The sequence below is a fragment of the Gordonia sp. Swx-4 genome (assembly GCF_030316175.1).
In the GTDB taxonomy this organism is placed as follows: domain Bacteria; phylum Actinomycetota; class Actinomycetes; order Mycobacteriales; family Mycobacteriaceae; genus Gordonia; species Gordonia alkanivorans.
Window position 1 is genome coordinate 1,129,259 of the sequence record NZ_CP128197.1, and the last position, 26,617, is coordinate 1,155,875.

The window sequence follows — 26,617 nt, forward strand, 5'->3', positions numbered from 1 at the left end:
GGCTCCGGTTCCGCTTCGTGCGGACACTCGGGCCTTGGCCTGCGCTCAGGAGCGATCTATACAGTGTCTTCTGCTATGACTGGCACCCCCGAACCCACAGGTTCTGCATCGACCGGCTCGACCGATCCGGATGCAGGTCCGACCGAGAAGAACACCGGCACCCGACCCGCGCTGAGGCGGCTCGCAGGCGTCGCGCCGCTTGCGCTGGCGATCGTCGCGGTGATCGCGGCGGTGGTGTGCGTGGCCGTGTTCGGAGTGCGTGCCTACGACGTCTATGCCAACCAGTACCCGGCGCAGCAGACGCGTGACGACGCGACCCAGGCGGCCGAACAGGCCGTCCTCAACATCACCACGATCGATCCCGCCGACCTCGACGGTTTCCGGGAGCGCGCCGAGGCGTCGCTGACCGGCAAGGCCAAGAACGAGGTGCTCGGCGGCAAGGACGGGAGCGTCCTCGACATGCTGTCGAATGCCGGCCCGGACGCCGCCAAGCTGAGCGCCCGCCTGGTGCGCAGCGCGCCGAGCGAGGTCAACCCCGACGAGGGCAAGGCGAAGGTCCTCGTCTACGTCATCACGACCCTCGAGCGGCCCGGCCAGCCCGGCGTCGACGAGACGCGCGGATTCGACGTCAGCATGATCAAGGACGGCGACACCTGGAAGGCCGAGAACCTCCTCGGCCTGGAAGGCATCGCCTACGCCGACGCGGGACAGTCGGGTAACGGACAGGCGCCCGCGCCGGCACCGGGAGGCGGAAACTGATGGCCCAGAACCCGAAGAAGCCCGCAGGCAAGCGTCGTCCGACGCCGAAGGTCGCCGGACACACCCGTGCCACGCAGCCCGGGCAGACACCCGATGCCCCCGAGGTCGATGCGTCGGCACCCGCGCTCCCTGAGGTGCAAGGAGCGAAAGCCGCCGGGCCGGGCGAGCGGAGCGAGTCGACGAGCCACGAAGGGTCCGGTGACGACACCTCGAGCTCCGTCGACGCCGCCGACACCGACACCGCCCCCGCGAAGCCCGACCTCACCAAGCCGAAGACCAGGCCCGTCTCCCGGGTCTCGACCCTGCGTCCCAGCGCAGCCGGCAGAACCGATGAGGACACCTCGTCGAACCGCCCGATGGGCCGGCCCGGCCGGCAGGGGAGTGCCGAGGGCAGGAAGAAGCGTGCGGCCCCGCTCGCGGCGATCCTCGCCGCGGCCGCGGTGGTCCTCGGCATCGTCGCCGTGGTCCTCGCCTTCCATCCCGGTGCCGACGTGGGTCCCAACAAAGCCTTCGTCGACCAGGAGGCCACGTCGCAGTTGACCGGGCAGGCACAGGAACGGATCTGCGCGATCTTCGGTTACGAGCACACCGAACTCGACGCCTGGCAGAAGCGTGCCCAGGATGCGTTGACCGGTCAGGCGCGGGAAGAGTTCGACAAGACCTTCAAGGCGCAGAAGGACCTGATCACCCAGACCAAGACCGGTGCCGAGTGCCGGGTCGACGCCCTCGGCGTCAAGGATCTGACCGGCGGCGGCGACGGCGCCCACGCGACCGTGATCGCGAACATGATCATCAGCGAGACGCAGAACAGCATGGCCACCAACAGCGGTGCCCCGCGTGCGCAGTTCGCCATGGTCAAGGAGGGCGACACGTGGCGGATCCAGGGCGTCGAGCCCTTCTGATCCGGGCGTGACCGCCAGGCGGTCGGACGACTCCGGGGACAAGTTCGCGAAATTGGCGCGTACCGCTTGACGTTTCGGCGTTGTCAGGCCAGGCTGTGACCAGCGATTGACGTGCAGGCAGCCACCCGTGCGAAATCGTTTCTCGACGGACTTGACAAAGGACGTCTATTTTCTGCTACAGTTGGACGTTGCGCTGGCTGCCTCCTGTCCATCTATCGATCCTTCTTCGGCCACTCCTTGTATGTGTGTGCTGCGGTGATCGCCGATCTCAGGGTGTCACCAGCGAACGGCCCATCAAGCCACCGCACATCTAGGTTGTGAATAACGTCGTGTTGGAAGGACGCATCTTGGCAGTCAACCGCCAGTCCACCTCAACAATCCCCGGCGCGCCGCATCGCGCGTCGTTTGCAAAGATCAGCGAGCCGCTGGAGGTTCCCGGCCTCCTCGACCTCCAACTCGATTCCTTCGAATGGCTCGTCGGGTCCCCGGAGTGGCGCGCCAAGGCGATCGCCCGCGGAGAAGAGAACCCGACGGGCGGGCTGGAGGACATCCTCCACGAGCTGTCCCCTATCGAGGACTTCTCCGGGTCGATGTCCCTGTCGTTCTCCGAGCCGCACTTCGACGAGGTCAAGGCCTCCGTCGAGGAGTGCAAGGACAAGGACATGACCTACGCGGCGCCGCTGTTCGTCACCGCTGAGTTCATCAACAACAACACCGGTGAGATCAAGTCGCAGACCGTCTTCATGGGCGACTTCCCGATCATGACCGACAAGGGCAGCTTCATCATCAACGGCACCGAGCGTGTCGTGGTGAGCCAGCTGGTCCGCAGCCCCGGCGTGTACTTCGACGCCGCGATCGACAAGGCCACCGAGAAGACCCTGCACACCGTCAAGGTGATCCCGGGTCGCGGTGCGTGGCTGGAGTTCGACGTCGACAAGCGCGACACCGTGGGTGTGCGTATCGACCGCAAGCGCCGTCAGCCGGTCACCGTGCTGCTCAAGGCCCTCGGCTTCACCACCGAGGAGATCACCGAGCGCTTCGGCTTCTCCGAGATCATGATGTCGACCCTGGAGAAGGACAACACCGCCAACCAGGACGAGGCGCTGCTCGAGGTCTACCGCAAGCTGCGTCCGGGTGAGCCGCCGACCAAGGAGTCCGCGGAGAACCTCCTGGAGAACCTGTTCTTCAAGGACAAGCGCTACGACCTCGCCCGTGTGGGCCGCTACAAGGTCAACAAGAAGCTGGGTCTGACGGGCAACCCGATGACCGGCGAGTCGACCCTGACCCGCGAGGACATCATCGCGACCGTCGAGTACCTGGTGCGTCTGCACGAGGCCGACCCGCACACGACCACCTACATGACCGTCCCCGGTGGTGTGGAGGTTCCCGTCGAGGTCGACGACATCGACCACTTCGGCAACCGTCGTCTGCGTACCGTCGGCGAGCTGATCCAGAACCAGATCCGCGTGGGCCTCTCGCGTATGGAGCGTGTCGTGCGTGAGCGCATGACCACCCAGGACGTCGAGGCGATCACCCCGCAGACCCTGATCAACATCCGTCCCGTCGTGGCGGCGATCAAGGAGTTCTTCGGCACCAGCCAGCTGTCGCAGTTCATGGACCAGAACAACCCGCTGTCGGGTCTGACCCACAAGCGTCGTCTGTCGGCGCTGGGCCCGGGCGGTCTGAGTCGTGAGCGTGCCGGCCTCGAGGTGCGCGACGTCCACCCGTCGCACTACGGCCGTATGTGCCCGATCGAGACCCCTGAGGGTCCGAACATCGGTCTGATCGGTTCGCTCTCGGTGTACGCACGGGTCAACCCGTTCGGTTTCATCGAGACCCCGTACCGCAAGGTCGTCGACGGTGTCGTCACCGACGAGATCCAGTACATGACCGCTGACGAGGAGGATCGCTTCCTCATCGGTCAGGCCAACACCAACTTCGACGGCAGCGGCCGTATCACCGACGAGCGTGTGCTGGTGCGCAAGAAGGGCTCCGAGGTGGAGTTCGTGGGCGCCACCGATGTCGAGTACCTCGACGTCTCGCCGCGCCAGATGGTGTCGGTCGCGACCGCGATGATCCCGTTCCTCGAGCACGACGACGCGAACCGCGCCCTGATGGGTGCGAACATGCAGCGTCAGGCCGTGCCGCTGGTGCGCAACGAGTCGCCGCTGGTCGGTACCGGTATGGAGCTCCGTGCCGCCGTCGACGCCGGTGACGTCATCGTGTCGTCCAAGACCGGTGTGGTCGAAGAGGTCTCGGCCGACTACATCACCGTCATGTCCGACGAGGGCACCCGTGACACCTACCGGATGCGCAAGTTCGCGCGTTCGAACCACGGCACCTGCGCCAACCAGCGTCCGATCGTGGACGAGGGCCAGCGCGTGGAGGCCGGCCAGGTCCTCGCCGACGGCCCCTGCACCGAGAACGGTGAGATGGCGCTCGGCAAGAACCTGCTCGTGGCGATCATGCCGTGGGAGGGCCACAACTACGAGGACGCGATCATCCTGTCGCAGCGCCTCGTGGAAGAGGACGTCCTGACCTCGATCCACATCGAGGAGCACGAGATCGACGCCCGCGACACCAAGCTCGGTGCCGAGGAGATCACCCGGGACATCCCGAACGTCTCCGACGAGGTCCTCGCCGACCTCGACGAGCGCGGCATCGTGCGCATCGGTGCCGAGGTCCGCGACGGCGACATCCTGGTCGGCAAGGTCACCCCGAAGGGCGAGACCGAGCTGACCCCGGAAGAGCGTCTGCTGCGTGCCATCTTCGGTGAGAAGGCCCGTGAGGTTCGCGACACCTCGCTGAAGGTGCCCCACGGCGAGACCGGCAAGGTCATCGGCGTGCGCGTGTTCAGCCGCGACGACGACGACGATCTCGCGCCGGGCGTCAACGAGCTGGTCCGCGTCTACGTGGCCCAGAAGCGCAAGATCCAGGACGGCGACAAGCTCGCCGGTCGTCACGGCAACAAGGGCGTCATCGGCAAGATCCTCCCTCAGGAGGACATGCCGTTCCTGCCCGACGGCACCCCGGTCGACATCATCCTGAACACCCACGGTGTCCCGCGTCGTATGAACATCGGCCAGATCCTGGAGACCCACCTCGGGTGGATCGCCAAGGCCGGCTGGAACATCAACGTGGCCGAGGGCGTCCCGGAGTGGGCCTCGAACCTGCCCGAGGACATGTACTCGGCGGAGCCCGACACCAACACCGCCACCCCGGTGTTCGACGGTGCGCGTGAGGAGGAGCTGACCGGACTGCTGTCCTCGACGCTGCCCAACCGCGACGGCGAGGTCATGGTCAACGGCGACGGCAAGGCGACGCTGTTCGACGGTCGTTCCGGCGAGCCGTTCCCGTACCCCGTGGCGGTCGGCTACATGTACATCATCAAGCTGCACCACCTGGTCGACGACAAGATCCACGCTCGTTCGACCGGTCCGTACTCGATGATCACCCAGCAGCCGCTGGGTGGTAAGGCGCAGTTCGGTGGTCAGCGCTTCGGTGAGATGGAGTGTTGGGCGATGCAGGCGTACGGCGCCGCCTACACCCTGCAGGAGCTGCTCACCATCAAGTCGGACGACGTGGTGGGCCGCGTGAAGGTCTACGAGGCGATCGTCAAGGGCGAGAACATCCCGGAACCGGGTATCCCCGAGTCGTTCAAGGTGCTTCTGAAGGAACTTCAGTCGCTCTGCCTGAACGTCGAGGTGCTCAGCTCCGACGGTGCCGCCATCGAGATGCACGACACCGACGACGAGGACCTGGAGCGCGCTGCTGCCAACCTCGGAATCAACCTGTCGCGCAACGAGTCGGCAACCGTCGACGACCTCGCCAACTGATCCTCACCACTGACAACAGAGCTCTGGAAAGGTAACAAGTGCTCGACGTCAACTTTTTCGACGAACTGAAGATCGGCCTGGCCACGGCCGACGACATCCACAACTGGTCATACGGTGAGGTCAAGAAGCCGGAGACGATCAACTACCGCACGCTCAAGCCCGAGAAGGACGGCCTGTTCTGCGAGAAGATCTTCGGACCGACCCGCGACTGGGAGTGCTACTGCGGTAAGTACAAGCGCGTCCGCTTCAAGGGCATCATCTGCGAGCGCTGCGGCGTCGAGGTGACCAAGGCCAAGGTGCGCCGTGAGCGCATGGGCCACATCGAACTGGCCGCACCGGTCACGCACATCTGGTACTTCAAGGGTGTGCCGAGCCGGCTGGGCTACCTGCTCGACCTGGCGCCGAAGGATCTCGAGAAGATCATCTACTTCGCCGCCTACGTGATCACCGCCGTCGACGACGAACTGCGTCACAACGAGCTCTCGACCCTCGAGGCCGAGATGGAGGTCGAGAAGAAGGCCGTCGCCGATCAGCGCGACGCCGACCTGAACGAGCGTCAGCAGAAGCTCGAGCAGGATCTCGCCGAGCTCGAGGCCGAGGGTGCCAAGGCCGACGTGCGCCGCAAGGTGCGCGACGGTGCCGAGCGCGAGATGCGTCGTATGCGCGACTCCGCTCAGCGTGAGCTCGACGGTCTCGAGGAGATCTGGGACAAGTTCGTCAAGCTCGCCCCGGGCGACCTCATCATCGACGAGAAGCTGTACCGCCAGCTCGAAGAGCGCTACGGCGAGTACTTCCAGGGTTCGATGGGTGCCGAGGCGATCAAGAAGCTCCTCGAGACCTTCGACATCGACGCCGAGGCCGAGTCGCTGCGCGAGACCATCCGCAGCGGCAAGGGCCAGAAGAAGCTCCGTGCTCTCAAGCGCCTGAAGGTCGTCGCCGCGTTCCAGCAGTCGGGCAACTCGCCGCTGGGCATGGTCCTCGACGCCGTGCCGGTGATCCCGCCGGAGCTGCGTCCGATGGTTCAGCTCGACGGTGGCCGCTTCGCGACCTCCGACCTGAACGACCTGTACCGCCGCGTCATCAACCGCAACAACCGCCTCAAGCGTCTGATCGACCTCGGTGCCCCCGAGATCATCGTGAACAACGAGAAGCGGATGCTGCAGGAGTCGGTCGACGCCCTGTTCGACAACGGCCGTCGTGGCCGTCCGGTCACCGGCCCGGGCAACCGCCCGCTGAAGTCCCTGAGCGATCTGCTCAAGGGCAAGCAGGGTCGTTTCCGTCAGAACCTCCTCGGCAAGCGCGTCGACTACTCGGGCCGTTCGGTCATCGTCGTCGGCCCGCAGCTGAAGCTGCACCAGTGTGGTCTGCCGAAGCTGATGGCTCTCGAGCTGTTCAAGCCGTTCGTGATGAAGCGTCTGGTCGACCTGAACCAGGCCCAGAACATCAAGTCGGCCAAGCGCATGGTCGAGCGTCAGCGCCCCGCGGTGTGGGACGTCCTCGAAGAGGTCATCTCCGAGCACCCGGTTCTGCTGAACCGTGCACCCACGCTGCACCGCCTCGGCATCCAGGCCTTCGAGCCGCAGCTGGTGGAGGGCAAGGCCATCCAGCTGCACCCGCTCGTGTGTGAGGCCTTCAACGCCGACTTCGACGGTGACCAGATGGCCGTGCACCTCCCGCTGTCCGCGGAGGCGCAGGCCGAGGCACGCATCCTGATGCTGTCGTCGAACAACATCCTGTCGCCGGCATCGGGCCGCCCGCTCGCCATGCCGCGTCTGGACATGGTGACCGGTCTGTACTACCTGACCTCCCTCAAGGAGGGTGCGGAAGGCGAGTACACCCCGGCGACCGCCGACGACATCGAACGCGGTGTCTACTCGAGCCCGGCCGAGGCCATCATGGCCGTCGACCGCGGTCAGCTCACCGTCCAGTCGCGCATCAAGGTGCGTCTGACCGGTCAGCGTCCGCCGGCCGAGGTCGAGGCCGAGCTGTTCCCCGAAGGATGGCGTTTCGGTCAGCCGTGGACCACCATCACCACGCTGGGCCGCGTGCTCTTCAACGAGCTGCTGCCGATCGAGTACCCGTTCGTCGACGAGCAGATGCCGAAGAAGCGTCAGGCCGCGATCATCAACGATCTCGCCGAGCGCTACCCGATGATCGTGGTCGCCCAGACCGTCGACAAGCTCAAGGACGTCGGCTTCTACTGGGCCACCCGTTCGGGCGTCACCGTGTCGATGGCCGACGTGCTCGTGCCGCCGCAGAAGGCGGAGATCCTCGACCGTTACGAGGAGCGCGCCGACGGCCTGGAGCGCAAGTTCCAGCGCGGTGCCCTCACGCCGGACGAGCGTCGCGACGCACTGGTGGAGATCTGGAAGCAGGCCACCGAAGAAGTCGGTAAGGCCATGGAGGAGTACTACCCCGAAGACAACCCGATCATCATGATCCCGAAGTCGGGTGCCACCGGTAACCTGACGCAGGTTCGTAACCTGTCGGGCATGAAGGGTCTGGTGACCAACCCGAAGGGTGAGTTCATCCCGCGTCCGATCAAGTCCTCGTTCCGCGAGGGCCTGACCGTCGCCGAGTACTTCATCAACACGCACGGTGCCCGTAAGGGTCTGGCGGACACGGCTCTCCGTACCGCCGACTCGGGTTACCTGACCCGTCGTCTGGTCGACGTGTCGCAGGACGTCATCGTTCGCGAGACCGACTGTGGCACCGAGCGCGGCATCAACGTGCCGCTGGGTGAGAAGCAGCCGGACGGCTCGATCATCCGCGACGCGCATGTCGAGACCTCGGCGTACGCACGCACCCTGGCCGCCGACGCGGTCGACGCCGACGGCAACGTCGTCGTCGAGCGCGGCCACGATCTCGGCGACCCGGCCATCGAGGCTCTCCTCGCGGCCGGCATCGCCCAGGTCAAGGTCCGGTCGGTCCTCACCTGTGCCACCGGCACCGGTGTGTGTGCGCACTGCTACGGCCGTTCGATGGCCACCGGCAAGCTCGTCGACATCGGTGAGGCCGTCGGTATCATCGCGGCCCAGTCGATCGGTGAGCCCGGTACCCAGCTGACGATGCGTACGTTCCACCAGGGTGGCGTCGGTGACGACATCACCGGTGGTCTGCCTCGTGTCCAGGAGCTCTTCGAGGCCCGCGTCCCCAAGGGCGTCGCGCCGATCGCGGAGGTCTCGGGCCGGATTCGCCTCGAGGACGACGACCGCTTCTACAAGATCACGATCATCCCGGACGACGGTTCCGAAGAGGTCGTCATCGACAAGATCTCGAAGCGTCAGCGTCTGCGCGTGTTCAAGCACGACGACGGAACCGAGCGGCTCCTCGCCGACGGTGACCACGTCGAGGTCGGCCAGCAGCTCATGGAGGGCTCGGCCAACCCGCACGAGGTCCTGCGTGTCATGGGTCCCCGTCAGGTGCAGATCCACCTGGTCAACGAGGTCCAGGAGGTCTACCGCAGCCAGGGTGTGTCGATCCACGACAAGCACATCGAGACGATCGTTCGTCAGATGCTGCGTCGCGTGACGATCATCGATCACGGTGCGACCGAGTTCCTGCCCGGTTCGCTCGTCGAGCGTGCCGAGTTCGAGGCGGCCAACCGTCAGGTGGTCACCGAGGGTGGCGAGCCCGCAGCCGGACGTCCGGTGCTCATGGGTATCACCAAGGCCTCGCTCGCGACCGAGTCGTGGCTGTCGGCGGCGTCGTTCCAGGAGACCACGCGTGTCCTGACCGACGCGGCGATCAACAGCCGCAGCGACAAGCTGATCGGTCTGAAGGAGAACGTGATCATCGGTAAGCTGATCCCGGCCGGTACCGGTATCAACCGTTACCGCAACATCCAGGTTCAGCCCACCGAAGAGGCACGTGCCGCGGCCTACGCGGTGCCGTCCTACGACGACACCTACTACAGCCCGGACGGCACCTTCGGTGCTCCGGCCGGCGCTGCGGTGCCGCTGGACGACTACGGTTTCTCCAACGAATACCGGTAAGCCGTACTTCAGCTGAAAAGCCCTCGCACTCGTTGAGTGCGAGGGCTTTTCGCTGTCCGGGGTGTCTCAGCGCACGGGGAGGGTGGTGACGGTGCGGGTCGAGAGGAGGAGGTCGTAGTAGCGTCCGCCGGGGTAGTAGGTCGGGGTCACGGTGCCGGCCACCATGTCCGACGACCATCCGGTGGCCAGGGTGCGGATGACCCGGCCGTTTCGCGGACGCGGCACGGCGAGTTCGGACAGTTCACCGATCAGGTCGGTGGACTCGCCTTCGGCATCGATGTGGATGCCGGTGACCAGTCGCGAGCCGAGGAACTCCTGCCGGGTCGTCCGCTCGAGGACGGCCACCCCGGACTCGAAGGAGTTGGACACCGACGGCTGCGAGGCGATCACCCGGATCGGGACCCGCTCGGCACCGAGAGATGCTGCGGCGGAGGAGAAGTGGTCGCCGAAGAAGGAGTTGACGGGGTCGAACAGCATGAGTCCCGCCAGGCGCCGGTAGGCGACCGGGTCCGTTCGGCGGAGTGCGTCGGCCGCGACCACCACGAACTCGCCGCCGGCCGAATGCCCGGCGAACACCATCCGGTACGGCATCGTCACGTCGGGCCGGTGGGCGGCGTCCCGTGCCCGGACGAGACTGGCACCGAGCGGGCTGTCGGCGTCGCGGCCCGAGCCGAACACCCCGCCGATGGTGCGGGCGAAGGCCGCGTTGTCGGCGATGTTGTACGCGACGGCGCACCCGCCGAGGTTCACCGAGTCGAGTGTCGGGCTCACGACGAGGAAGCCTGAGTTCGCATAGGAGCGCGCCAGGGCGTCGAGATTCGCTGCGCTACGGGAGAAGCCGTGTTGGAGCCAGACGAGAGCGGTGGGCCGGCCGGCGGGGAAATACCATCGCGCGTCGACCCGCACGGGTTTGCCCGCGCATTCGGTGGCCACAGACGACGACACGTCCACGGGACGCGTGGCCGGCGCGGCCGGAACGGATGCCGGTGTCACCCCGAGGAGCACGACGATGGCGGCGAGGGTTGCGATCCAGGGCACGCGGAACCGTGTCGGGTTCATCATTTCTCGTCGGTGTCCTGGTCGTCGGGGCCTTCGTCCATCAGTTCGTTCGGGTCCTCGATGTGGGTGTCGTGGTCGTCACCCAGGCGCTTGGCGACCTCGCGCAGCAGTCCGCGGGCGGCGTCGTCCATGACACGGACGTGGGTGAGGTCGATGATCACCTTGTCGGTCGAAAAGCCCTCACACGCACGGCTTGCGATGATCTCGGCACCCGCGAAGCGCACGTCGCCCTGGAGTTCGACGACCGTCGCACCATTGTCTTCGTGGACCGAGCGCAATGCCGGCATGCCTGACGGCGCGACGTGCATCATGTGCAGTTCCATGTCGTGGGAGAGCCTTTCGAACACGGCGACGCCGCGCACGCTGTTGCCCTGCTCGTCGAGTCGTGGCGACCACACCGCGACCCCGACCTGGCCGGGCAGCACTCCCAGGATCGCCCCGCTCACACCGCTTTTCGCGGGTATCCCGACCCTTGCCATCCAGCTGCCGCTGCCGTCGTACATCCCGCAGGTGGCCATCACCGACAGCAGGTGCCGGGTGATCCAACCCTCGAGGAGGCTCTCGTCGTCGTTCGTCGTGGAGAGTCCGCCGTTGGCGAGGACCGATCCCATGACCGCGAGGTCGCGACAGCTCACCTTGATCGCGCACTGGGCGGCATATCCGTCGACGACTTCGTCGGGTTCGTATTCGAGCTTGCCCGCGGACCGCAGCAGGTAGGCGAGTGCGGTGTTGTGGTCGTCGGAGGCGAGCTCGGCGGAATGCACGTCGCTGTCCACGGAAAGTTCTCGTCCGGCGAGGGTGCTCACCAGGTCGACGATGCGGTCGACCCGTTCGGTGGCGCCGTCGCCGTCGACCATGCCGTGGACCGCGATGGCGCCGGCGTTGATGAGGGCGTTGCGGGGGCGACCGGTCTCGGCCTCGAGGGAGATCTCGTTGAAGGCGTCACCGGACGGCTCGGTGTCCACGCGGTCGAGAACGCCGTCGAGTCCCCGGTCCCGCAGCGCGAGTGCGTAGGCGGGCAGCTTCGCGATGGACTGCATGGTGAACTCGTGATCGGCGTCGCCCGCGGTGTAGACGGTCCCGTCGACGGTCGCCAGAGCGATGCCGAACGACGACGGATCCGCCCGCTCGAGTTCACGATTGCCGGACATGACGTCCCCGGCGTCGTCGTCGCGGCAGTCCTGGAGAACCTGGTGGAGATAGTCGTCGATGGGGGATCGCATATCCCACCGTATCCGCGACCGTCGGTGGTCCTGCGTTCGGTGGTGCAGCAGTCAGTTGTCGCGATACGGCAGATACTGCACGGACCACTGGTTGCCGTCGGGGTCGGCGAAGTACACGAAGTGCCCCCACGGCTGCACGTCGACCTCGCCGGGATCGACGCCGGCGGCCAGCAGTTGATCGCGGGCGGCGTTGATGTCGGTGACGCAGATGATGATCGGTCCGGTGGACCCGGGGACCTTGTCGGTGAGGCCTTTGCCGAAGGCGATGGAGCAGTTCGACCCGGGAGGCGTCATCTGGACGAAGCGGATCTCCTCACTCACGGTGTGATCGTGATCGGGGTTGAACCCGATCGACTCGTAGAACGCCTTGGTGCGATCGACGTCCGTGACGGGCAGGGTGACGACTTCGAGTGTCCAGTTCACGGTTCCTCCTGATGTCGTGGTCGTGTGCTCTGAAACCACGGTCCCAGGCATCGAGGACGGTTTCGGTCCTCTTTCCGAAGTCGCGCAACCGGAACTGGAAGCGGCGCGTCCAAGACATATGTCAGATTGCGGCGTCTACCCACTCAGCGAACTACTGGCGAACGGCTGGTCACGGGCGGAGGTGGCCGAAGCCCGCCGTGCGGGCCGGCTCAGTTCTGTCGCGCACGGTTGGGTGAGTGCGGAGGGCGCCGACGAGCGAGCGGTCTCGGCGGTGGCCGCAGGTGGCGCGTTATCGTGCATTTCTGCGCTCCGGTTTCACAGAACACACGGTTCCGAGGGGATCTGGGTACCTCCGGGATACCAGGAGACCCACGTTCGCCGGCCCAAACACCGGAAGTCCGGAGCCCGACCGACCGGACCTTTTCGGTGGTGTCAGGGCTATGGTCGGCCTCTTCCGGTGGTGTCCGCGGTCGATTCGATCCCGATCGCGCTGGGTTGCGCGGCGCGCTGTCTTGAACCGGAGGACTGGGTCGCGACCGTCGATTCCATCCTGAACCAGACCCAGCTGACCATCCCCGACATCCAGGCAGACATGGGCGGGGTGACGAAGGCAGTGATGGAATTGTTCGGACGCTGCGATGCACGATCTCAGTCCGGCACGGAATCGATCGCGCGTGTTCGACTGGTCGCCACTGGGTTCAAGGTGGCGGTCCAGCCCTCCATCGGCGGACACGAGCGGGCGGACTTGCGCGTGGGTTCGCTGCTGATCGAATGCGATGGTCGGCAATACCACTCGAGCGCAGAAGCATTTCGGAACGATCGTCGTCGTGACCGGATGACTCTGATCGATCGCTGGATGACGATGCGTGTCACCTATGACGACGTTCTCTACGACTGGGAGAGCGTTCTCGAGGACATCAGAGCCGTCACACGACCCGACCGTCATCGCATCAGACGCGAGGAGGACCCGAGGCGTCGTGAAATCCCGTCCCCCTGAGCGTGGTCGGAGGGCAATCTGCCCTTGAATACGGCTCAGGGGGACGAGTTTTCGTCCGCCAAGTGGCGCGTTGCGTCTGGGCGGTGGTCAGACGGCCGAGAACCGCACGGCGGCCTGGACCTGGGCCGCCACCGCGCGTCCGACGCCGAGCGGCCAGCGGTACATGACGTATTCGGCGGCCTGGTCGACGTTCAGTTGCCGGCTGGAGTTGCCTGCGCGCACCCAGAACTCGGGCACGGCGTTGTTCTTCGTGCCGCGCAGATAGACCGGGCGCGGCGACGGGGTGCACTCCACCCGGCACACCAGCGCCTCCGCAGGGCCCTCGGAGTCGGCGTCTCCAGAGGGACGAGCCATCTTCTCGAAAGAGATGCCCACCTCGGCGGCGGTGCTCTGACCGAGCATCGTGGTGAGTAGGTCCCGCAGCCACAGTTCGAACCGGTCGGCGTCGGGCTGGCGGAGCAACGTGAAATCGGCGTCGAGACCCAGGGGAGTGCCGTCGTCGTCGACGCCGATCAGCAGGTTCCCGCCGTCGGAGTTGAGGAATGCGGCCACCGTCTTGACGATCACCGCCTCGAGTGCGGGATCGCGTTGCTTGGTGCGCAGGTTCATGCGGGCGGTCGACTTGAACTCGACCCGTTCGGATTCGCCGGACTCCAGGATCTCGGCGACCGAGATGTCGGTCGGGGTCTGCAGCCGAGCCGCGATCAACGCGTAGGCGCCGACCGCGACGATCGAACTCACCAGTCCGAGCACGATGGTCACCGGGCTCCAGATGTCCATGCGGTGGTCGACGGCGCCGGCGATGAACAAGCCGACGGCAGTGCCGACGATCGAGAGCACCATGCAGGTGGTCGTGTTCAGCCGTGCCCGTCGACGCAACAGCCACTTCGCGACGGAACCGAAGAGCCAGGCCACCATCAGGACGAGGACCAGCGCGGTCGCGGTCGCCCACACCGGTATGGCGAACTCCAGGGATCCGATGTTTCCGCGATCGGGGTCGGCCAACTTGCTCAGGTCGGTTCGCACTCGGACAGTCTAGAAAGGGCGAAATCCCGGCCGCGATGCGCGACCGGGATTCCTTCGAGGAGTGGACTGTCAGACCGCGTCGCCGCCGTCGATGCTGCCGAAGTCGCCGACCTCGACGTTGCCCTCGTCGTCGACCGCGGTGTCGAAGGTGCCGTCGCCATCGGTGTCGGCGACCGCGAGGTCGGTGTAGCCGTCTCCATCGGTGTCGGCCTCGATGACGTCGATCTCGCCGTCGGAGTCGGTGTCGTAGGCGATGGAATCGGCCTGGCCGTCGCCGTCGGTGTCGAGGACGGCGTCGGTGACGCCGTCGCCGTCCACGTCGGTCAGGGCGGCGTCGATGGTGCCGTCGCCGTCGGTGTCGACGAGTACTGCGTCTTCGGGGATCTCGCTCATGATGTTTCCTTCCAGGGAATGCTGTGGGTGATGGATTTTCGTGCTCTGGTTACTTGGAGACGAACTCGGCGGTGTTTGTTCCCTGGGAGGAGTCGATCATCCGATGAGATGACCTGGCCGCCGATGAGCACGAGGATGAGCGTAATCGCGCACCAGGTGGTCAACCCATAATTCAGGTGGCTGAAACGTGCTCGGACAGAGCGTAATTCGTTAGCGGAGGGCAACGACTGCTATCGCAGATCCGCAAGCAGGTCCGCGAGGATGGACCGTGCCCGCGAGATGCGGCTGCGCACGGTCTGCAGGCCGATACCCTGCGCCTCGGCGATCTCCGAATAGCTCAGCTCGCCGTAGACCCGCAGCACGAAAGTGGCCCGGTAGGCGTCCGGGACCTGCGACAACGCCTCCTGGATGCGATCGGACACGACGACCTGCTGCGCGACGTCGAGCGAGCTCACCGGGTCGTGGTCGTCGATGTCGTCGGCGTCGGATCGTTTGCGGATGCGCGCGAGCGCCGCATTCGATCCGATCCGGTACAGCCATGTCGACACCTGCGCGTCGCCCCGGAAGCTTCCGATCGCGCGCCACGCGGCGACCAATGCGTCCTGGAGGGCATCCTCGGCGTCGTGCTGGTTGCCGGTGATGCGTAAACAGATGGCCCACAACCGGTCCCGGTGCTGTTCGACGAGCATGGTGAAGGCCTGTGGGTCGCCGGAGCGCGCATGCTCGAGAAGGTCTGCGCCCGGATCGGATTCGTCGGTCAACGAATGCACCTCAGAAGTGTCCATCCTCAGAAGTCGTCACCGAGGGCCGAGTCGTCGAAAGTCGTTCCCCCGAATGACTCGTCGCCGGCGTCGTCGTCGCTGCCGAAGGCGTCTGGGGTGTCGAGGGTGGCGTCCAGGTCTCCACCGAGATCGTCGTCGAATCCCACGAGTTCGGCATCGGGGGAGCCGTCGGACGATTCCTCGTCGAGCGGGTCCGGTCCGGGCGCGGCGGTCAGGTCCTCGGTCAGTTCGTGGGACGGATCAAAGGCGGTCTCCACCGCAGAATCCCAGGTCGTGGCCGGTACGGCCAGCTCGCTCGGCGGATCGCTCTCGCGTAGCCAGGACTCGAAGTCGTCCCCGTCGAGCGGGTCGTCCCAACTGGTGGTGTTGTCGGTCATGGTGTTCGACTCCTGCTCGGATCTGCGACGCACGCGGCGTCGGCCCGGATACCGTCATCCGGTCGACTGTCAGGGCGTCGACGGTAATGGACAATTCTCGTCACGTGACTTGGAGTGTCGACGACGCGGAAATGTTCCCGGCGGCACCGACACGGCGCAGAGTCGGAAACGGCGCAGAGTCGGAAACGGCGCAGAGTCGGAAACTGCGCAACGTCACGAGGCAGTGTCCGTGAACTGGAGGACCGATGGCGTGGAGCAACACATGACCGTGCGGGGTCGCGTGGAGCAGTTGCTCGACGAGGTCACTCCCCTCGCGCCCGATCCCGCGCTGATCGGTGTCCTGCGCGCGCAACTGGCGAACCCGCTCACCGTCGCGCTCGTCGGACGCGTCAGCGCCGGCAAGTCGACGCTGCTGAACGCCCTCGTCGGCGACCGCGTCGCACCCACCGACCGCGCCGAGTGCACGAAGGTCGCCGCCCTGTACACCGAGGGCAACCCGCAGCGCGTCGAGGTCGTCGGCCTCGACGGCACCGTCACCGAGATCCCCGGAATCATGCGCGGCGACCTCGGACGGAGACCCGAGGACATCGACCACGCCGTCGTCTACACCCCGTCCCGCCTGCTCCGCGAGCGATTCCGGGTCATCGACACCCCCGGGCTGTCCGGGTTCACCGACACCGCCGAGATCGCCACCCGCCGCGTCTTCTCCGGGGAGGGTCGGCTGCCGCGACCCGACGTCATCCTGTTCCTCCTCGACGACGCGGCGGGTCCCAAGTCCGACGAGGTGCAGTTCCTCGCCGACGCCGGGGCGTCGGCGCAGAACACGATCCTGGTCATCTCCCACGCCGACCTGATCGCCGCGGACAACCCGATGCTCAAGGCGCAGGAGATCGCCCGACGCGTCTGGCGGCGGTTCCCGGCGATCGCGGGTGCAGTGGTCGCAGTGTCGGGACTCATGGCCGAGGCCGGAGTCTGCGGCGTCACCGAACGGGAGACCGCACAGATCTCCCGTCGCGGACTCCTCGAATCCTGGGAGTTGCTGACCATCCTCGACGGCGCGGCGCCGCCACCACCGGGACTCGACGTCGACCTGCTGGGCAGACTCGAAGAACTGGTCGGTACCTACGCGATGGATGCCGGCGCCGACGTCGCCCGCCAGGGTGCGCGCGCGTATTGCGAATGGCTGCAACGAGTCTCGGGCATCGACGAACTGCGCCTCGCGATCGGACGACGCTTCCTCGCGGTCGGCGACATCCTCAAGGCCCGCACCGCACTGGCCGAACTCCGCGAGGCCGCATATCGCGCTACGCGCCGCGATGCCTTCCTGGAGGCGATCGAGGAGGCCGAGACCGCTCCCGAGCTGCACCGGTTGCGCGAGGTCGCCGCGCTCGAGGCCCTCGCCCGCTGGCAACCCGACAGCGACCTCATCGGCGAGCTGACCCTCGTGGTCGCGAGTCGCGATGTGCGCCTGCTGTTGTCGCTGCCGCCCAATGCCGCGCCACCGCAGATCGCCGACGCCGCGAAGGAACGGGCCACCGACTGCCGCACGCGACGGGCCTTCGCCGCGACATCCGCCGAGAAGGAGGCGTTGCTGGTTCTCGAACAGACCTATCAGCTGGTGCGCCGTGGGCGGTGGACCACATGAGCCGGGGAACAGTCGTGAAACGAGGAGCGGGGCAGTGAGTCTCGAGAAGGCGCCCGCCAAGTCCGCGGTCCCCACCCCCGACGCCACGCTGCGAGCCGCCGTGGACATGCTGCGCAAGCACGGCGAGGACGCCATCGCCGACCGTGCTCTCCGCGTGACGGACCGGCCCGCACCGCAGGGCACCGTCGTGGTGATCGGCGAGGTCAGCCGCGGCAAGAGCTCTCTCGTCAACACCCTCGTCGGTGTGAACGGACTGGCTCCGGTCGACACCGAGATCACCACCTCGGTCTACGTCCGGTTCACCCCCGCGACCGAGGACCTGCCGGTCAATTCGGCACTCATCGAGTTCCCTGGTGCCACCCATCGCATCCCGGTCGCCGACCTCGCCGACTGGATCACCGTCGGCGGTCACTACGCCGCTGGGGTTCCCGCCGAACGCCTCGCGCCCGGCACCGCAGTCGATTCCGTTCTCGTGCCGCCGGTCTCGGCGCGCGTCGGGATCGACTCGCCGTTGCTCCCGGGCGTCACGATCGTCGACACCCCCGGCGTCGGATCGTTGGTTCCCGAACACGTCGAAGCCGCGGTCAGTGCGGCCCGCGGCGCCTCGGTGCTCGTGATGGTGTGCGACGCGACGGCACCGCTGTCGGCCCCCGAACTCGCCTTCCTCAGCAGCGTCAGCGAGGAGGTCGCCTCGGTGGTCCTGGTGGTCACGAAGACCGATCTGGTGATGCGGCAGTGGCGGACGATCGTCGCCGAGAACCGGAAACTCATCGGTGCCAATGCGCCTCGCTTCGCGCACATCCCGATCATCGGCATCTCCAACCGCATCGCCGAGCAGGCCGCCGCCATCACCGATCCCGAACGCCGCGAACGTGCCCTCGCCGCGTCGGGCATCCCCGAACTCGTCGACGCCCTCACGCCGCTGGTCGCCGAAGGTGCGGCCTCGCCGGAACGCAATGCGCTGCAGCTGACCTTCTCCGGCCTCGACGATGTCCGCAAACGCCTGGTTCTGGAGATGAAGGCGGCCACTGCGACCCCCGCCGAGCGCGCCGACATCGAGGCCGAACGGGATCGGTTGCAGCGCCTCAAGGATCGACGACGCGAGTGGCGCGCGCGGCTCAACCAGGACATCACCGCCGCGTCGTTGCAGACCGACGACCTGATCCGCGACCGCTTCGACAAACTCCTCGGCCAATGGTCGACGCGCATCGACAAGCTCCGCTTCTACGAACCGCACCGCGCCGGACAGGAATTGATCGGGCAGATGACCGTCGACCTCGAGGCCGCCGCCCGCGAGGTCAGTGCGTTCTTCGTCGCCGGGATCGAGCGGATCGCGGACAACCTCTTCGCCGACGCCACCATCTCGGGCGAACTCGTCGACCGGATCTCCGGCAATGTGTCCGACCTCAAGCTGCGTGAGCAGGAGAAGATCTCGCCGTGGAAGAACATGGTCGACCCGGTGCTCCTGTCGATCGTCGCCTCCGGCGGACCGCTGGCCATCATCCCGGTGGTCAACGTGGTGGCCGTGCCCGTGTGGGCCGGGGTGGTGGTCGGCTTCCGGGCGTCGAAGGTCGGCAAGGAGAACCACCGCAAGTGGCTGACCAAGGCGGTCAACGACATGAAGGCCGACGTGCGGTCGCAACTGCAGTCGATCAAGTCCGAGGCGAGCGCCGACCTGCAGATCGCCTACGACGAACTGCTGGAACGACTCCTCGCCGAGTCGACGAAGATCATCAACGACGCCGCGGTCGAGGCCAAGAAGTCGGCCGCCGACCGGGAGAAGACCGCCGCCGATCTGCGCACCCAGATCGTGGCGGTCGACAACGTCCGCAAAGCGATCGCCCGGGTCCTCCGGGCGCCCACCGGATGAACGCCGGTCAGTTGTGTAACCATGTGCCTCAGGGCGGATGGTGGGAGGTGGTCAGGTGACACAGGAGAGCCGCCGGCGACTCTGCATCGACTTCGGAACCAGCAACACCGCGGCCGCCTACCGCGTGGGGCCGGCCGAACCGGTCATCGTGCCCCTGGGTTCGGGCGGTCCGGCGATGCCGTCCGCGGTGTTCGCCGACGACGGCGGGATCGTCGTCGGGCACGACGCCGTGCGTCGTCGCGTGCAGGCCGCCGATGCCTACGAGGACTCCCCGAAGTCGCGGATCGACGAGGGCGAGATCGAACTCGGCGACCGGTTCTGGCCGATCGAGGACCTCATCGGCGCGGTCCTGCGGCATGCGCACCAGACCGCGCTGCGCCACAGCGGACTTCCCGACTTCGACTCGATCATCCTGACCCACCCCGACAAGTGGAGCGAACGCCGCAAGGGGGTGCTCAGACGCGCCGCCGAGCGCGCCGGTATCTCCGCCGACCGGCTGCGCATCGCTTCCGAATCCCTGGCCGCCGCTTGGTATTACGTCTACCGTGGACATGACGTCACGGGCGACGAGCGGATGTGCGTCTTCGACTTCGGTGCCGGCACCTGCGACGTCGCCGTCCTCATCCGCGCCGGAGCCGACGGCTTCACCGTCACCGGATCCGGCGGCGACAACAACCTCGGCGGCCGCGACCTCGACGCCCGCATGACGAGATGGGTGCTCGAGGAAGCCGCCGAGATCGACCCCGGACTTCCGGCCCGCCTTCGCGCACCGGCCGCCGCCATCGCCCTCGCCGACCACGTCCGGTCCGCCAAGGAAGCCCTCTCCGACACCGCGCAGGCCGTCATCGAACTGCCCGGCACCCGGCACACGCTGCTGCTGACCCGCCGCGAGTTCGAGTCGATGATCGCGCCGTTCGTCGAACGCGCCGTCGAACTGACCCGCGACGCCATCGCCCGCGCCGACGCCGCCGGCACCGGACCGAAGGGGCCCGTCATCGTCTACGTCACCGGCGGGACCAGCTCCATCCCGATGCTGCAGTCGGCCCTGTCGTCGGTGGGTCGCGTCGCCCGGATCGGCGACCCCAAGGTCGTCGTTGCCCAGGGCGGCCTGCTGCGATCGACCAACGTCGACGTCCACGGGGCTGCCGCTGCCCAGCAGTACGCGGCGCGGCCTACCGATCCGCCGATGTCGGCGACCGCGGTCGACGCCTCCGCACGCCGCATCGCGTTCCCGACCGTCCCGCCCGGCACCGTGATCACCGGTGTCCTCGCCCGCAACGGTCAGGTCGTGCGCGCGGGCGAGCCGCTGGCGACGCTCGACTCGCCGTCGGGCCGGCTCACGGTCGACGCCCCGGTGGCGGGCACCCTGCACGGACTCGACCTGCGTCCCGGGGTCGTCGCACAACCGGGCGTCGTCTTCGGTGCCGTCGGTGCGGCCGATCTCCGGCCCGAACAGTGGTCGCAGCTCCACCGTGCCCCGGCCGGGATCACCGCCGCCCAGCCGGCGTACGCGCAACCCCAACCGATGTATCCGCCGCCCCAGCAGCGCCAACCCCAGTCCCCGTACCCGCCGCGACAACCCGGCACCCCGGCTGCGGGACATGCTGGTGCACACCCCGTTCCGGCGTCCCCGGGCATCAACACCTACGCCCTCGCCGGCCTGATCCTCGGCATCCTCGGGTTCCCGATCTGCCTCGGCACGATCGTCGGCATGGCGCTCACCGTGATCGGCATCAACCGGGCGGAGGGCGGTCGTGACGCCCTGCTGATGACCGCCCTCGGCGTCAACATCCTCGGCACGATCGCCTGGGTGGTGTTCCTGATCTGGATCTTCGTCACCGGCTGAGGGCAACCGAACCGCCACGGCAGTGGGACCTTCGGACCGGCCGAGATGACCTTCGACTCAGGTTCGACGCCGGGGTCCGCGACCACCATGAGAGGTGCCGGCGTCGTCGACCCCTCGGAGCAGCCGTGACCACCTCGAAGTCGTTGTCGGACCATCGGGTCGACGCCCGGCGCAGGCAAGTCGGCTACTCGGTGAGTATCGCCGTGAACGCCGTACTGCTGGTGGCCCTTCTCGGTTGGCCGGGTTGGGAGTCGGTTCCGTTCCTCACCGACGACTTCGGCCGCATCATCGGCTGGGTCGTCGCCGCGCTGGTCGCCGGGATCGTCGCCAACGCCATGTACCTCATCGCCGACCCGCCGATCGTCGAGATGATCGGTGAACTCGTCATCGACACGTTCGGGCTCATTGCGCTGGTCCGTCTCTGGCAGGTCTTCCCATTCGACTTCGGCGACTCCGGGATTCCCTGGTCGACGGTCGCGCGCGTCGTGCTCGCCGTGGGTATCGCCGGTACCGCGATCGCGATGGTCGTCGTCATCGTGCAGACCGCTCTACGAAGGAGATCACCATGACCGATTCGACCGCACCGATCGTCGTCGGCGTCGACGGCTCCGACTGTGCACTGATGGCCGTCCGCTGGGCTGCGGCGGCCGCATCCCGCGAAAACCGTCCGCTGCGCGTGCTGTCCGCGGTCGGCATCTTCCCGGGGGCGTACGCGCCGACCGCGATGATGACGTCGGATGTCGTCGTCGAGGCGATGCAGTCCGATGCCCGGTGCGCGGTCGAGGCCGGGACGGCGGTGGCGAAGGAGACGGCCCCCGATGTGCCGGTCGACGGCACGGTCGTCGGCGGCTCGCCGGTGCTCGCGCTCCGGCACGCGTCCGCTCAGGCGCACAGCCTGGTCGTGGGCAGGCGCGGCGTCGGCGGCGTCCGCGGATTGCTGCTCGGTTCCGTGAGCAACGACGCGGCGATCCACGCCGAATGCCCGGTCATCGTCGTCGGCGGCCCAACACCGACCGCCGGGCCCGTGGTGGTCGGCGTCGACGGTTCGCCGACCTCCACCGCCGCGATCGGTCACGCCTTCCGGCAGGCCGACCTGCTGCAGACGTCGCTGCTCGCGGTGCACACGTTCGGCGGCTTCTCCGGCACCGCGTTCTACGGCGACCAGCACCAGATCATCCGGCAGCTCCGGGACGAGGCGGAGGAGCTGCTGGGCGAACAGCTCGCCGGGTACCCGGAGGACTACCCGGACGTCAAGATCGAGCGCCGGGTCGAGATCGGTTCTCCCGCCGATGCTCTCGTCGATGCCGCCGAGACCGCTCAGCTGGTCGTCGTGGGCACACGCGGCCGCGGCGGAATCCGCGGTCTGCTGCTGGGATCGACCAGCCGGGCTGTCCTGCAGGTCGCGCAGTGCCCGGTGATGGTCACCCACACCGCCCCCCTGACGCGGAGGTCGTGGTGAGGGCTAAGCGCACCGTGGTCGCCTACGCGAGCGCGAACGGATCGACGGAGGAGATCGCCGACCGGGTCGCCGACGGTCTGCGTGCCGCCGGCGCCACGGTTCATCTGTGCGATCTCACCGCCGCCGGTCCGCCGGACCACACCGCCATCGGTGCCGACCATCTCGTCATCGGCAGCGCGATCCACAACGGCCAGTGGCTCTCCGCGGCGGAGCGCTTCGCCGAGATGGTGGCGAACGAACGCGACGGCCCCGTGTGGGCGTTCTCGGTCTCCTCGGTCGGCGAGACCTCCACCTTCCTGTCACCGCGGGTGGCGCGCTTCCTCCGGCCACGCACTCCGCTGCCGCGAGCGGTCGCGGCAATCGAGGCGAGCGGGACCCTGCGGGATCATCGGAAGTTCGCCGGGGCCATCGCCAAGGGCGACTGGCCGGGCGTCGGCCGGATCGTGTTCCGTCTCATGGGCGGCCATTACGGAGACGCCCGGGATTGGGGCGACGTCGATCACTGGTGTCGGCAGATCGTCGACGACAACCGGTGAGCCGCGGCGGATCACACCGGTTGCCACCACGACCCATCTGAATCACCATGAGCGCCGTCGAGCAGTGATGCGCGCGTGCTCTCGCCGACGACGTGGAAGCGGATGGAGTCCCGGCGGCTCACGACCATCAGCGGCCACCACAGGGCACGCACGTAGTCGACCGCGCTGTCGTAGCCGTCCCACTCGTAGACGCCCCGGTACATGTGCTTGTGGTCGGCCGTCATCCACAGTTTCGACACGAATCCGTCGAATCCGGCGAACAAGACCGTGTTGCAAGCGCTTTCGAGCCGGAACAGTCGATGTGCGACCCGGTTGCCTCCCACCCCGCGCAACTGGAAGGCGACGATGAGGCTGACCGGTTCGGTGACCGGGCCGTTGTCGTGAACGGTCTCCCGGTAGACGGTGGCCTGCGTGCCATCGGCGAAGGCGATGACGCGACCGAGGTTCGCCGACGGCTGATGCAGTCGCCGCTGCCGTAGCGATCGCACGACGTCCACCAGGCATCGTCCGAAGGCGCTCAGCGCCTGCGGCCACGGGAGCGGTTGTGGGGTGGACATCTCATGCACCGTTCTTCCGGTCGGCACCTCCGCGGGGACCCGACACAGCCATTCGACGCCGCGCACGCACCACGACGAAGAGACCTTGGTCATCTCGGTCGTCGCCGTTGGTCACTAGGGCTCGCGCCGCAAGAAGAGAATGGTGAGCGTATGAGGCATGTACTGACCTTCGCGGAGCTGGGACTCGAGCAGATGATGGTGGTCGGCGGCAAAGCGGCCAACCTGGGAGAACTCGTCACGGCCGGACTGCCGGTCCCCGACGGTTTCGCGCTGACCGCCGACGCGTTCGCGGAGTCGATGCGGGACGGCGGGGTGCACGAGGACCTGGTGGCCACCCATCGCGAGGCCCTGTCGGCGGTCGGTGACGATGCCCGGCTCGCCGACCTGAGCCGCCGGATGGCCGAGATGGTCACCAAGGTCGGCATCACCCCGAGGATCGTCGACGAGGTGCTCGCCGCATACCGGAGCCTCGACTCGGATGCCGGCCCGAACGGGTCCGGCGGGAACGGGTCTGGCGGGAACGGGTCTGGCGCCAACGTGGCGGTGCGGTCGTCGGCGGTCGGGGAGGACGGCAAGGATGCGTCGTTCGCGGGTATGAACGCGTCCTTCACCAATGTCGGCTCCGCCGACGAGCTTCTGGGTGCGATCGTGCGGTGCTGGGCGTCGCTGTTCTCGCCGCGGGTCGTCTCCTATCGAGCTGAGAAGGGTCTGTCCTCGGATCCGCTCATGGCGGTGGTGGTGCAGAAGATGGTGTCCTCGGAGGTCGCCGGGATCGTCTTCACCGCCGACCCCGTCACCGGCGACCTCGACCATCTCGTCGTCGAAGCCGTCGAAGGACTCGGCGAGGCGGTGGTGTCCGGTGCGGTCACCCCCGACACCTTCCTGGTCGCGAGGGCGGACTGTTCGGTTCTCGAGACCAGCATGGGCAACCAGGAATTCCGGATCGTGCGGGGCAGCGACGGTCACGACCGCCGCGAGCCGGTGGCGCCCGGGAGGACCACGCCGGTCATCGACCCGACGACCGTCCAGACGATCGCGCGGATGGCGCTGCGAGCCGAACGTCACTACGCGCGCCCGCAGGACATGGAGTGGGCCATCGATCCGCAGCACCGGATCTGGATCGTCCAGTCCCGGCCGATCACCACCGGTGTGGACACCTCGGACGAGTCGTCGAAGCCGGTTCTGCTCCGCGGTCTCGCCGCCGCCCCGGGCATCGCCAGCGGCGAGGTCCGCATCCTGCATTCCCCGCGTGACGGGCACCAGCTCATCGACGGCGAGGTGCTCGTCGCACCGATGACCGACCCCGACTGGCTGCCGACCATCCGCCGCGCCTCGGCCGTGGTCACCGACCGCGGCGGGATCACCTGTCACGCCGCGATCGTCGCCCGCGAGGTCGGCGTCCCGTGCATCGTCGGAACCCGAACGGGCACCAAGGTTCTCACGGCCGGATCGGTGGTGACGGTCGACGGTGGGTCCGGTGAGGTCAGGTCCGGTCGCGTCGCCCCGCAGCGGGCCACGGTCACCGAGGTCTCGGCGTCATCGGGGGCGCAGGGGCAGCCGGCGGTGGTGACGGCGACCAAGATCTACGTGAACCTCGGGTCGCCCGAGCACGCCGCCGAGGTCGGCGCGACCGGCGTCGACGGCGTGGGTCTGCTCCGCGCCGAATTCATGCTGACCGAGGCGCTGTCGGGGCGTCATCCGCGTGCGGTCATCGCCGCCGGCGAGACCGAGGCGGCCATCTCGGCCATGGCGGACGCCCTGGGACGCATCGCCGGTCCGTTCGGCACCCGGCCGGTGGTGTACCGGACAACCGACCTGCGCACCAACGAGTTCCGCGGACTCGAGGGCGGGCAGGAGTTCGAACCCGAGGAACGCAACCCGATGATCGGCTTCCGCGGCTGCTATCGGTACGTCTCGGAGCCCGAGGTGTTCCGGCTCGAACTCGCGGCGCTCGCGCGGGCCCGGGAGACGCACCCCAATCTGCACGTGATGCTGCCCTTCGTCCGGACCCGCTGGGAACTCGAACGCTGCCTCGAACTCATCGACGAGAGTCCGCTCGGCCGCCAACGCGGCCTGCATCGCTGGGTGATGGCCGAGGTGCCGTCGGTGATGTACTGGCTCCCCGAATACGTCGAGGCCGGCATCGACGGGGTGTCGATCGGCAGCAACGACCTCACCCAGCTGATCCTCGGCGTCGACCGCGACTCCGAATCCTGCGCCGAACTGTTCGACGGCAGCGACCCGGCCGTCCTCGACGCCATCGCGACGATCATCTCCACCGCCCGCCGCTGCGGGATCACCTCGTCGCTGTGCGGGCAGGCGCCGTCGACCAACCCGGATTTCGCCGAGCGCCTCGTGCGGATGGGGATCACCTCCGTGTCGGTCAATCCCGACGCCATCGCCACGACCCGGCTGCACGTCGCCCGCGCCGAACAGCGACTGCTCGTCGAAGCCGTCCTCGACGCACCCGGACGGTAGGTGTCGGATGTTTGTCTGCCCCACCATCGCGGCGGTCTCGGAGAACGAAGGGAGGATGGCAGATGAGAGCTGTTGAGCGCGCCGCCATTCGTGTCCACATCCTGGGTATCGGCCTGAACGAAGACGCGTCAGACCATCGGATGCTCGACGAACTCCATCGCCGCGGCTACCGCCTCCAGTCGCGCGAGCTCCGGTCGGTTCTGAACGAACTCGTCGGACGCGGGCTCGTCGGTGTCCGAGAGGCATCGGCGGGGTACCCGGGGCGTCGAACCTACGAGACCACCCCGGCCGGCCGGATGTCCTGGGCGGAGGAATGCCGGGCCCTGAGCAAACTCACGCACGAGGTGTTCGGGACCCGCGTACCTCCGCTGCCGCCACAGGTCGGCATCGACGATTCGCAGGCATGGTTGTCGACGCGGGACCTCGAGGACGCCGAAGACGGCTGAGCAGGAGG

Annotated in this window: 21 protein-coding genes; 13 read left to right on the top strand and 8 right to left on the bottom strand. The window is 67.4% G+C overall.

From position 1 onward, the window contains the following. Positions 1-75 precede the first annotated feature (75 nt). The 4 genes from PWF70_RS05185 to PWF70_RS05200 all read left to right on the top strand — a co-directional run bounded on the left by PWF70_RS05185 (position 76) and on the right by PWF70_RS05200 (position 9,492). On the top strand, positions 76-759 hold the full coding sequence (locus tag PWF70_RS05185) for a hypothetical protein (RefSeq protein ID WP_006358245.1): 684 nt from the start codon (positions 76-78) through the stop codon (positions 757-759). After that, positions 759-1,661: a hypothetical protein gene (locus tag PWF70_RS05190; RefSeq protein WP_035753262.1), complete on the top strand. Its 903-nt coding sequence runs from the start codon at positions 759-761 to the stop codon at positions 1,659-1,661. The genes PWF70_RS05185 and PWF70_RS05190 overlap by 1 nt, the downstream gene beginning before the upstream one ends. Before the next feature lie 347 nt (positions 1,662-2,008). After that, a complete protein-coding gene (gene rpoB, locus PWF70_RS05195; RefSeq protein WP_042375549.1) occupies positions 2,009-5,497 on the top strand; it encodes a DNA-directed RNA polymerase subunit beta in 3,489 nt (1,162 codons plus the stop codon). A 38-nt stretch (positions 5,498-5,535) separates the two neighbouring features. Next, complete coding sequence (locus tag PWF70_RS05200; protein ID WP_006358248.1) at positions 5,536-9,492, top strand: DNA-directed RNA polymerase subunit beta'; 3,957 nt, start codon at positions 5,536-5,538, stop codon at positions 9,490-9,492. Positions 9,493-9,558: 66 nt separating this feature from the next. Here the strand turns inward: PWF70_RS05200 and PWF70_RS05205 are convergent, their stop codons facing one another. The 3 genes from PWF70_RS05205 to PWF70_RS05215 are packed head-to-tail and all read right to left on the bottom strand — an operon-like array spanning position 9,559 to position 12,197. Next, on the bottom strand, positions 9,559-10,551 hold the full coding sequence (locus tag PWF70_RS05205) for an alpha/beta hydrolase family protein (protein WP_042375546.1): 993 nt from the start codon (positions 10,549-10,551) through the stop codon (positions 9,559-9,561). Further along, a complete protein-coding gene (gene glsA / locus PWF70_RS05210; protein ID WP_286352872.1) occupies positions 10,551-11,774 on the bottom strand; it encodes a glutaminase A in 1,224 nt (407 codons plus the stop codon). The genes PWF70_RS05205 and glsA overlap by 1 nt, the downstream gene beginning before the upstream one ends. A 51-nt stretch (positions 11,775-11,825) precedes the next feature. Beyond that, the gene (locus PWF70_RS05215) at positions 11,826-12,197 is read right to left on the bottom strand and encodes a VOC family protein (protein ID WP_127963658.1); all 372 of its coding nucleotides are present in this window, start codon (positions 12,195-12,197) and stop codon (positions 11,826-11,828) included. A gap of 118 nt (positions 12,198-12,315) precedes the next feature. Here PWF70_RS05215 and PWF70_RS05220 point away from each other — a divergent pair, with 118 nt between their 5' ends. Further along, complete coding sequence (locus PWF70_RS05220; RefSeq protein ID WP_127963926.1) at positions 12,316-13,194, top strand: endonuclease domain-containing protein; 879 nt, start codon at positions 12,316-12,318, stop codon at positions 13,192-13,194. A gap of 87 nt (positions 13,195-13,281) precedes the next feature. On the opposite strand, the gene PWF70_RS05225 is transcribed toward PWF70_RS05220, so the two are convergent. From PWF70_RS05225 to PWF70_RS05240, 4 genes are all read right to left on the bottom strand, one after another. After that, a complete protein-coding gene (locus tag PWF70_RS05225; protein WP_075862949.1) occupies positions 13,282-14,220 on the bottom strand; it encodes an AlbA family DNA-binding domain-containing protein in 939 nt (312 codons plus the stop codon). 69 nt (positions 14,221-14,289) lie between these two features. After that, positions 14,290-14,613: a hypothetical protein gene (locus tag PWF70_RS05230; protein WP_006358254.1), complete on the bottom strand. Its 324-nt coding sequence runs from the start codon at positions 14,611-14,613 to the stop codon at positions 14,290-14,292. 230 nt (positions 14,614-14,843) lie between these two features. Continuing rightward, a complete protein-coding gene (locus PWF70_RS05235) occupies positions 14,844-15,398 on the bottom strand; it encodes an RNA polymerase sigma factor (RefSeq protein WP_286352873.1) in 555 nt (184 codons plus the stop codon). Between the two features lie 2 nt (positions 15,399-15,400). After that, positions 15,401-15,772, bottom strand: coding sequence for a hypothetical protein (locus PWF70_RS05240; protein ID WP_280073184.1), 372 nt, complete (start codon positions 15,770-15,772; stop codon positions 15,401-15,403). A 262-nt stretch (positions 15,773-16,034) separates the two neighbouring features. Here PWF70_RS05240 and PWF70_RS05245 point away from each other — a divergent pair, with 262 nt between their 5' ends. The 6 genes from PWF70_RS05245 (at position 16,035) to PWF70_RS05270 (ending at position 23,128) form a co-directional block, all read left to right on the top strand. Further along, positions 16,035-17,417 (top strand): dynamin family protein, encoded by a 1,383-nt coding sequence (locus PWF70_RS05245; protein WP_286352874.1) that lies wholly within the window; start codon positions 16,035-16,037, stop codon positions 17,415-17,417. Positions 17,418-17,451: 34 nt separating this feature from the next. Continuing rightward, on the top strand, positions 17,452-19,287 hold the full coding sequence (locus tag PWF70_RS05250) for a dynamin family protein (protein WP_286352875.1): 1,836 nt from the start codon (positions 17,452-17,454) through the stop codon (positions 19,285-19,287). A gap of 55 nt (positions 19,288-19,342) precedes the next feature. Further along, positions 19,343-21,133 carry an Hsp70 family protein gene (locus PWF70_RS05255; protein WP_286352876.1) on the top strand — a complete coding sequence of 597 codons (1,791 nt, stop codon included), beginning with the start codon at positions 19,343-19,345 and terminating at the stop codon, positions 21,131-21,133. Positions 21,134-21,258: 125 nt separating this feature from the next. Beyond that, a complete protein-coding gene (locus tag PWF70_RS05260) occupies positions 21,259-21,702 on the top strand; it encodes a hypothetical protein (RefSeq protein WP_286352877.1) in 444 nt (147 codons plus the stop codon). Next, positions 21,699-22,592, top strand: a complete 894-nt coding sequence (locus PWF70_RS05265) for a universal stress protein (protein WP_035753241.1) — start codon at positions 21,699-21,701, stop codon at positions 22,590-22,592. The genes PWF70_RS05260 and PWF70_RS05265 overlap by 4 nt, the downstream gene beginning before the upstream one ends. Then, positions 22,589-23,128, top strand: coding sequence for a flavodoxin domain-containing protein (locus PWF70_RS05270; RefSeq protein WP_035753400.1), 540 nt, complete (start codon positions 22,589-22,591; stop codon positions 23,126-23,128). The genes PWF70_RS05265 and PWF70_RS05270 overlap by 4 nt, the downstream gene beginning before the upstream one ends. Positions 23,129-23,139: 11 nt before the next feature. Here PWF70_RS05270 and PWF70_RS05275 read toward each other — a convergent pair whose 3' ends face one another. Further along, positions 23,140-23,685, bottom strand: a complete 546-nt coding sequence (locus PWF70_RS05275) for a hypothetical protein (protein ID WP_230461902.1) — start codon at positions 23,683-23,685, stop codon at positions 23,140-23,142. Positions 23,686-23,835: 150 nt separating this feature from the next. Between PWF70_RS05275 and ppsA the strand changes: the two genes are divergently transcribed. Together ppsA and PWF70_RS05285 are read left to right on the top strand one after the other, a co-directional pair. Further along, positions 23,836-26,163 carry a phosphoenolpyruvate synthase gene (gene ppsA / locus PWF70_RS05280; protein WP_035753239.1) on the top strand — a complete coding sequence of 776 codons (2,328 nt, stop codon included), beginning with the start codon at positions 23,836-23,838 and terminating at the stop codon, positions 26,161-26,163. A 62-nt stretch (positions 26,164-26,225) separates the two neighbouring features. Beyond that, positions 26,226-26,609, top strand: a complete 384-nt coding sequence (locus tag PWF70_RS05285; protein WP_006358265.1) for a hypothetical protein — start codon at positions 26,226-26,228, stop codon at positions 26,607-26,609. Positions 26,610-26,617: the final 8 nt, after the last annotated feature.

Bases quoted from the DNA above. Each gene is read 5' to 3' on its own strand.
- PWF70_RS05185 (WP_006358245.1), top strand. From the start codon at position 76: ATGACTGGCACCCCCGAACCCACAGGTTCTGCATCGACCGGCTCGACC.
- PWF70_RS05190 (WP_035753262.1), top strand. From the start codon at position 759: ATGGCCCAGAACCCGAAGAAGCCCGCAGGCAAGCGTCGTCCGACGCCG.
- PWF70_RS05205 (WP_042375546.1), bottom strand. From the start codon at position 10,551: ATGAACCCGACACGGTTCCGCGTGCCCTGGATCGCAACCCTCGCCGCC.
- glsA (WP_286352872.1), bottom strand. From the start codon at position 11,774: ATGCGATCCCCCATCGACGACTATCTCCACCAGGTTCTCCAGGACTGC.
- PWF70_RS05220 (WP_127963926.1), top strand. From the start codon at position 12,316: ATGTCAGATTGCGGCGTCTACCCACTCAGCGAACTACTGGCGAACGGC.
- PWF70_RS05230 (WP_006358254.1), bottom strand. From the start codon at position 14,613: ATGAGCGAGATCCCCGAAGACGCAGTACTCGTCGACACCGACGGCGAC.
- PWF70_RS05235 (WP_286352873.1), bottom strand. From the start codon at position 15,398: ATGGACACTTCTGAGGTGCATTCGTTGACCGACGAATCCGATCCGGGC.
- PWF70_RS05240 (WP_280073184.1), bottom strand. From the start codon at position 15,772: ATGACCGACAACACCACCAGTTGGGACGACCCGCTCGACGGGGACGAC.
- PWF70_RS05245 (WP_286352874.1), top strand. From the start codon at position 16,035: ATGACCGTGCGGGGTCGCGTGGAGCAGTTGCTCGACGAGGTCACTCCC.
- PWF70_RS05265 (WP_035753241.1), top strand. From the start codon at position 21,699: ATGACCGATTCGACCGCACCGATCGTCGTCGGCGTCGACGGCTCCGAC.
- PWF70_RS05275 (WP_230461902.1), bottom strand. From the start codon at position 23,685: ATGTCCACCCCACAACCGCTCCCGTGGCCGCAGGCGCTGAGCGCCTTC.
- ppsA (WP_035753239.1), top strand. From the start codon at position 23,836: ATGAGGCATGTACTGACCTTCGCGGAGCTGGGACTCGAGCAGATGATG.
- PWF70_RS05285 (WP_006358265.1), top strand. From the start codon at position 26,226: ATGAGAGCTGTTGAGCGCGCCGCCATTCGTGTCCACATCCTGGGTATC.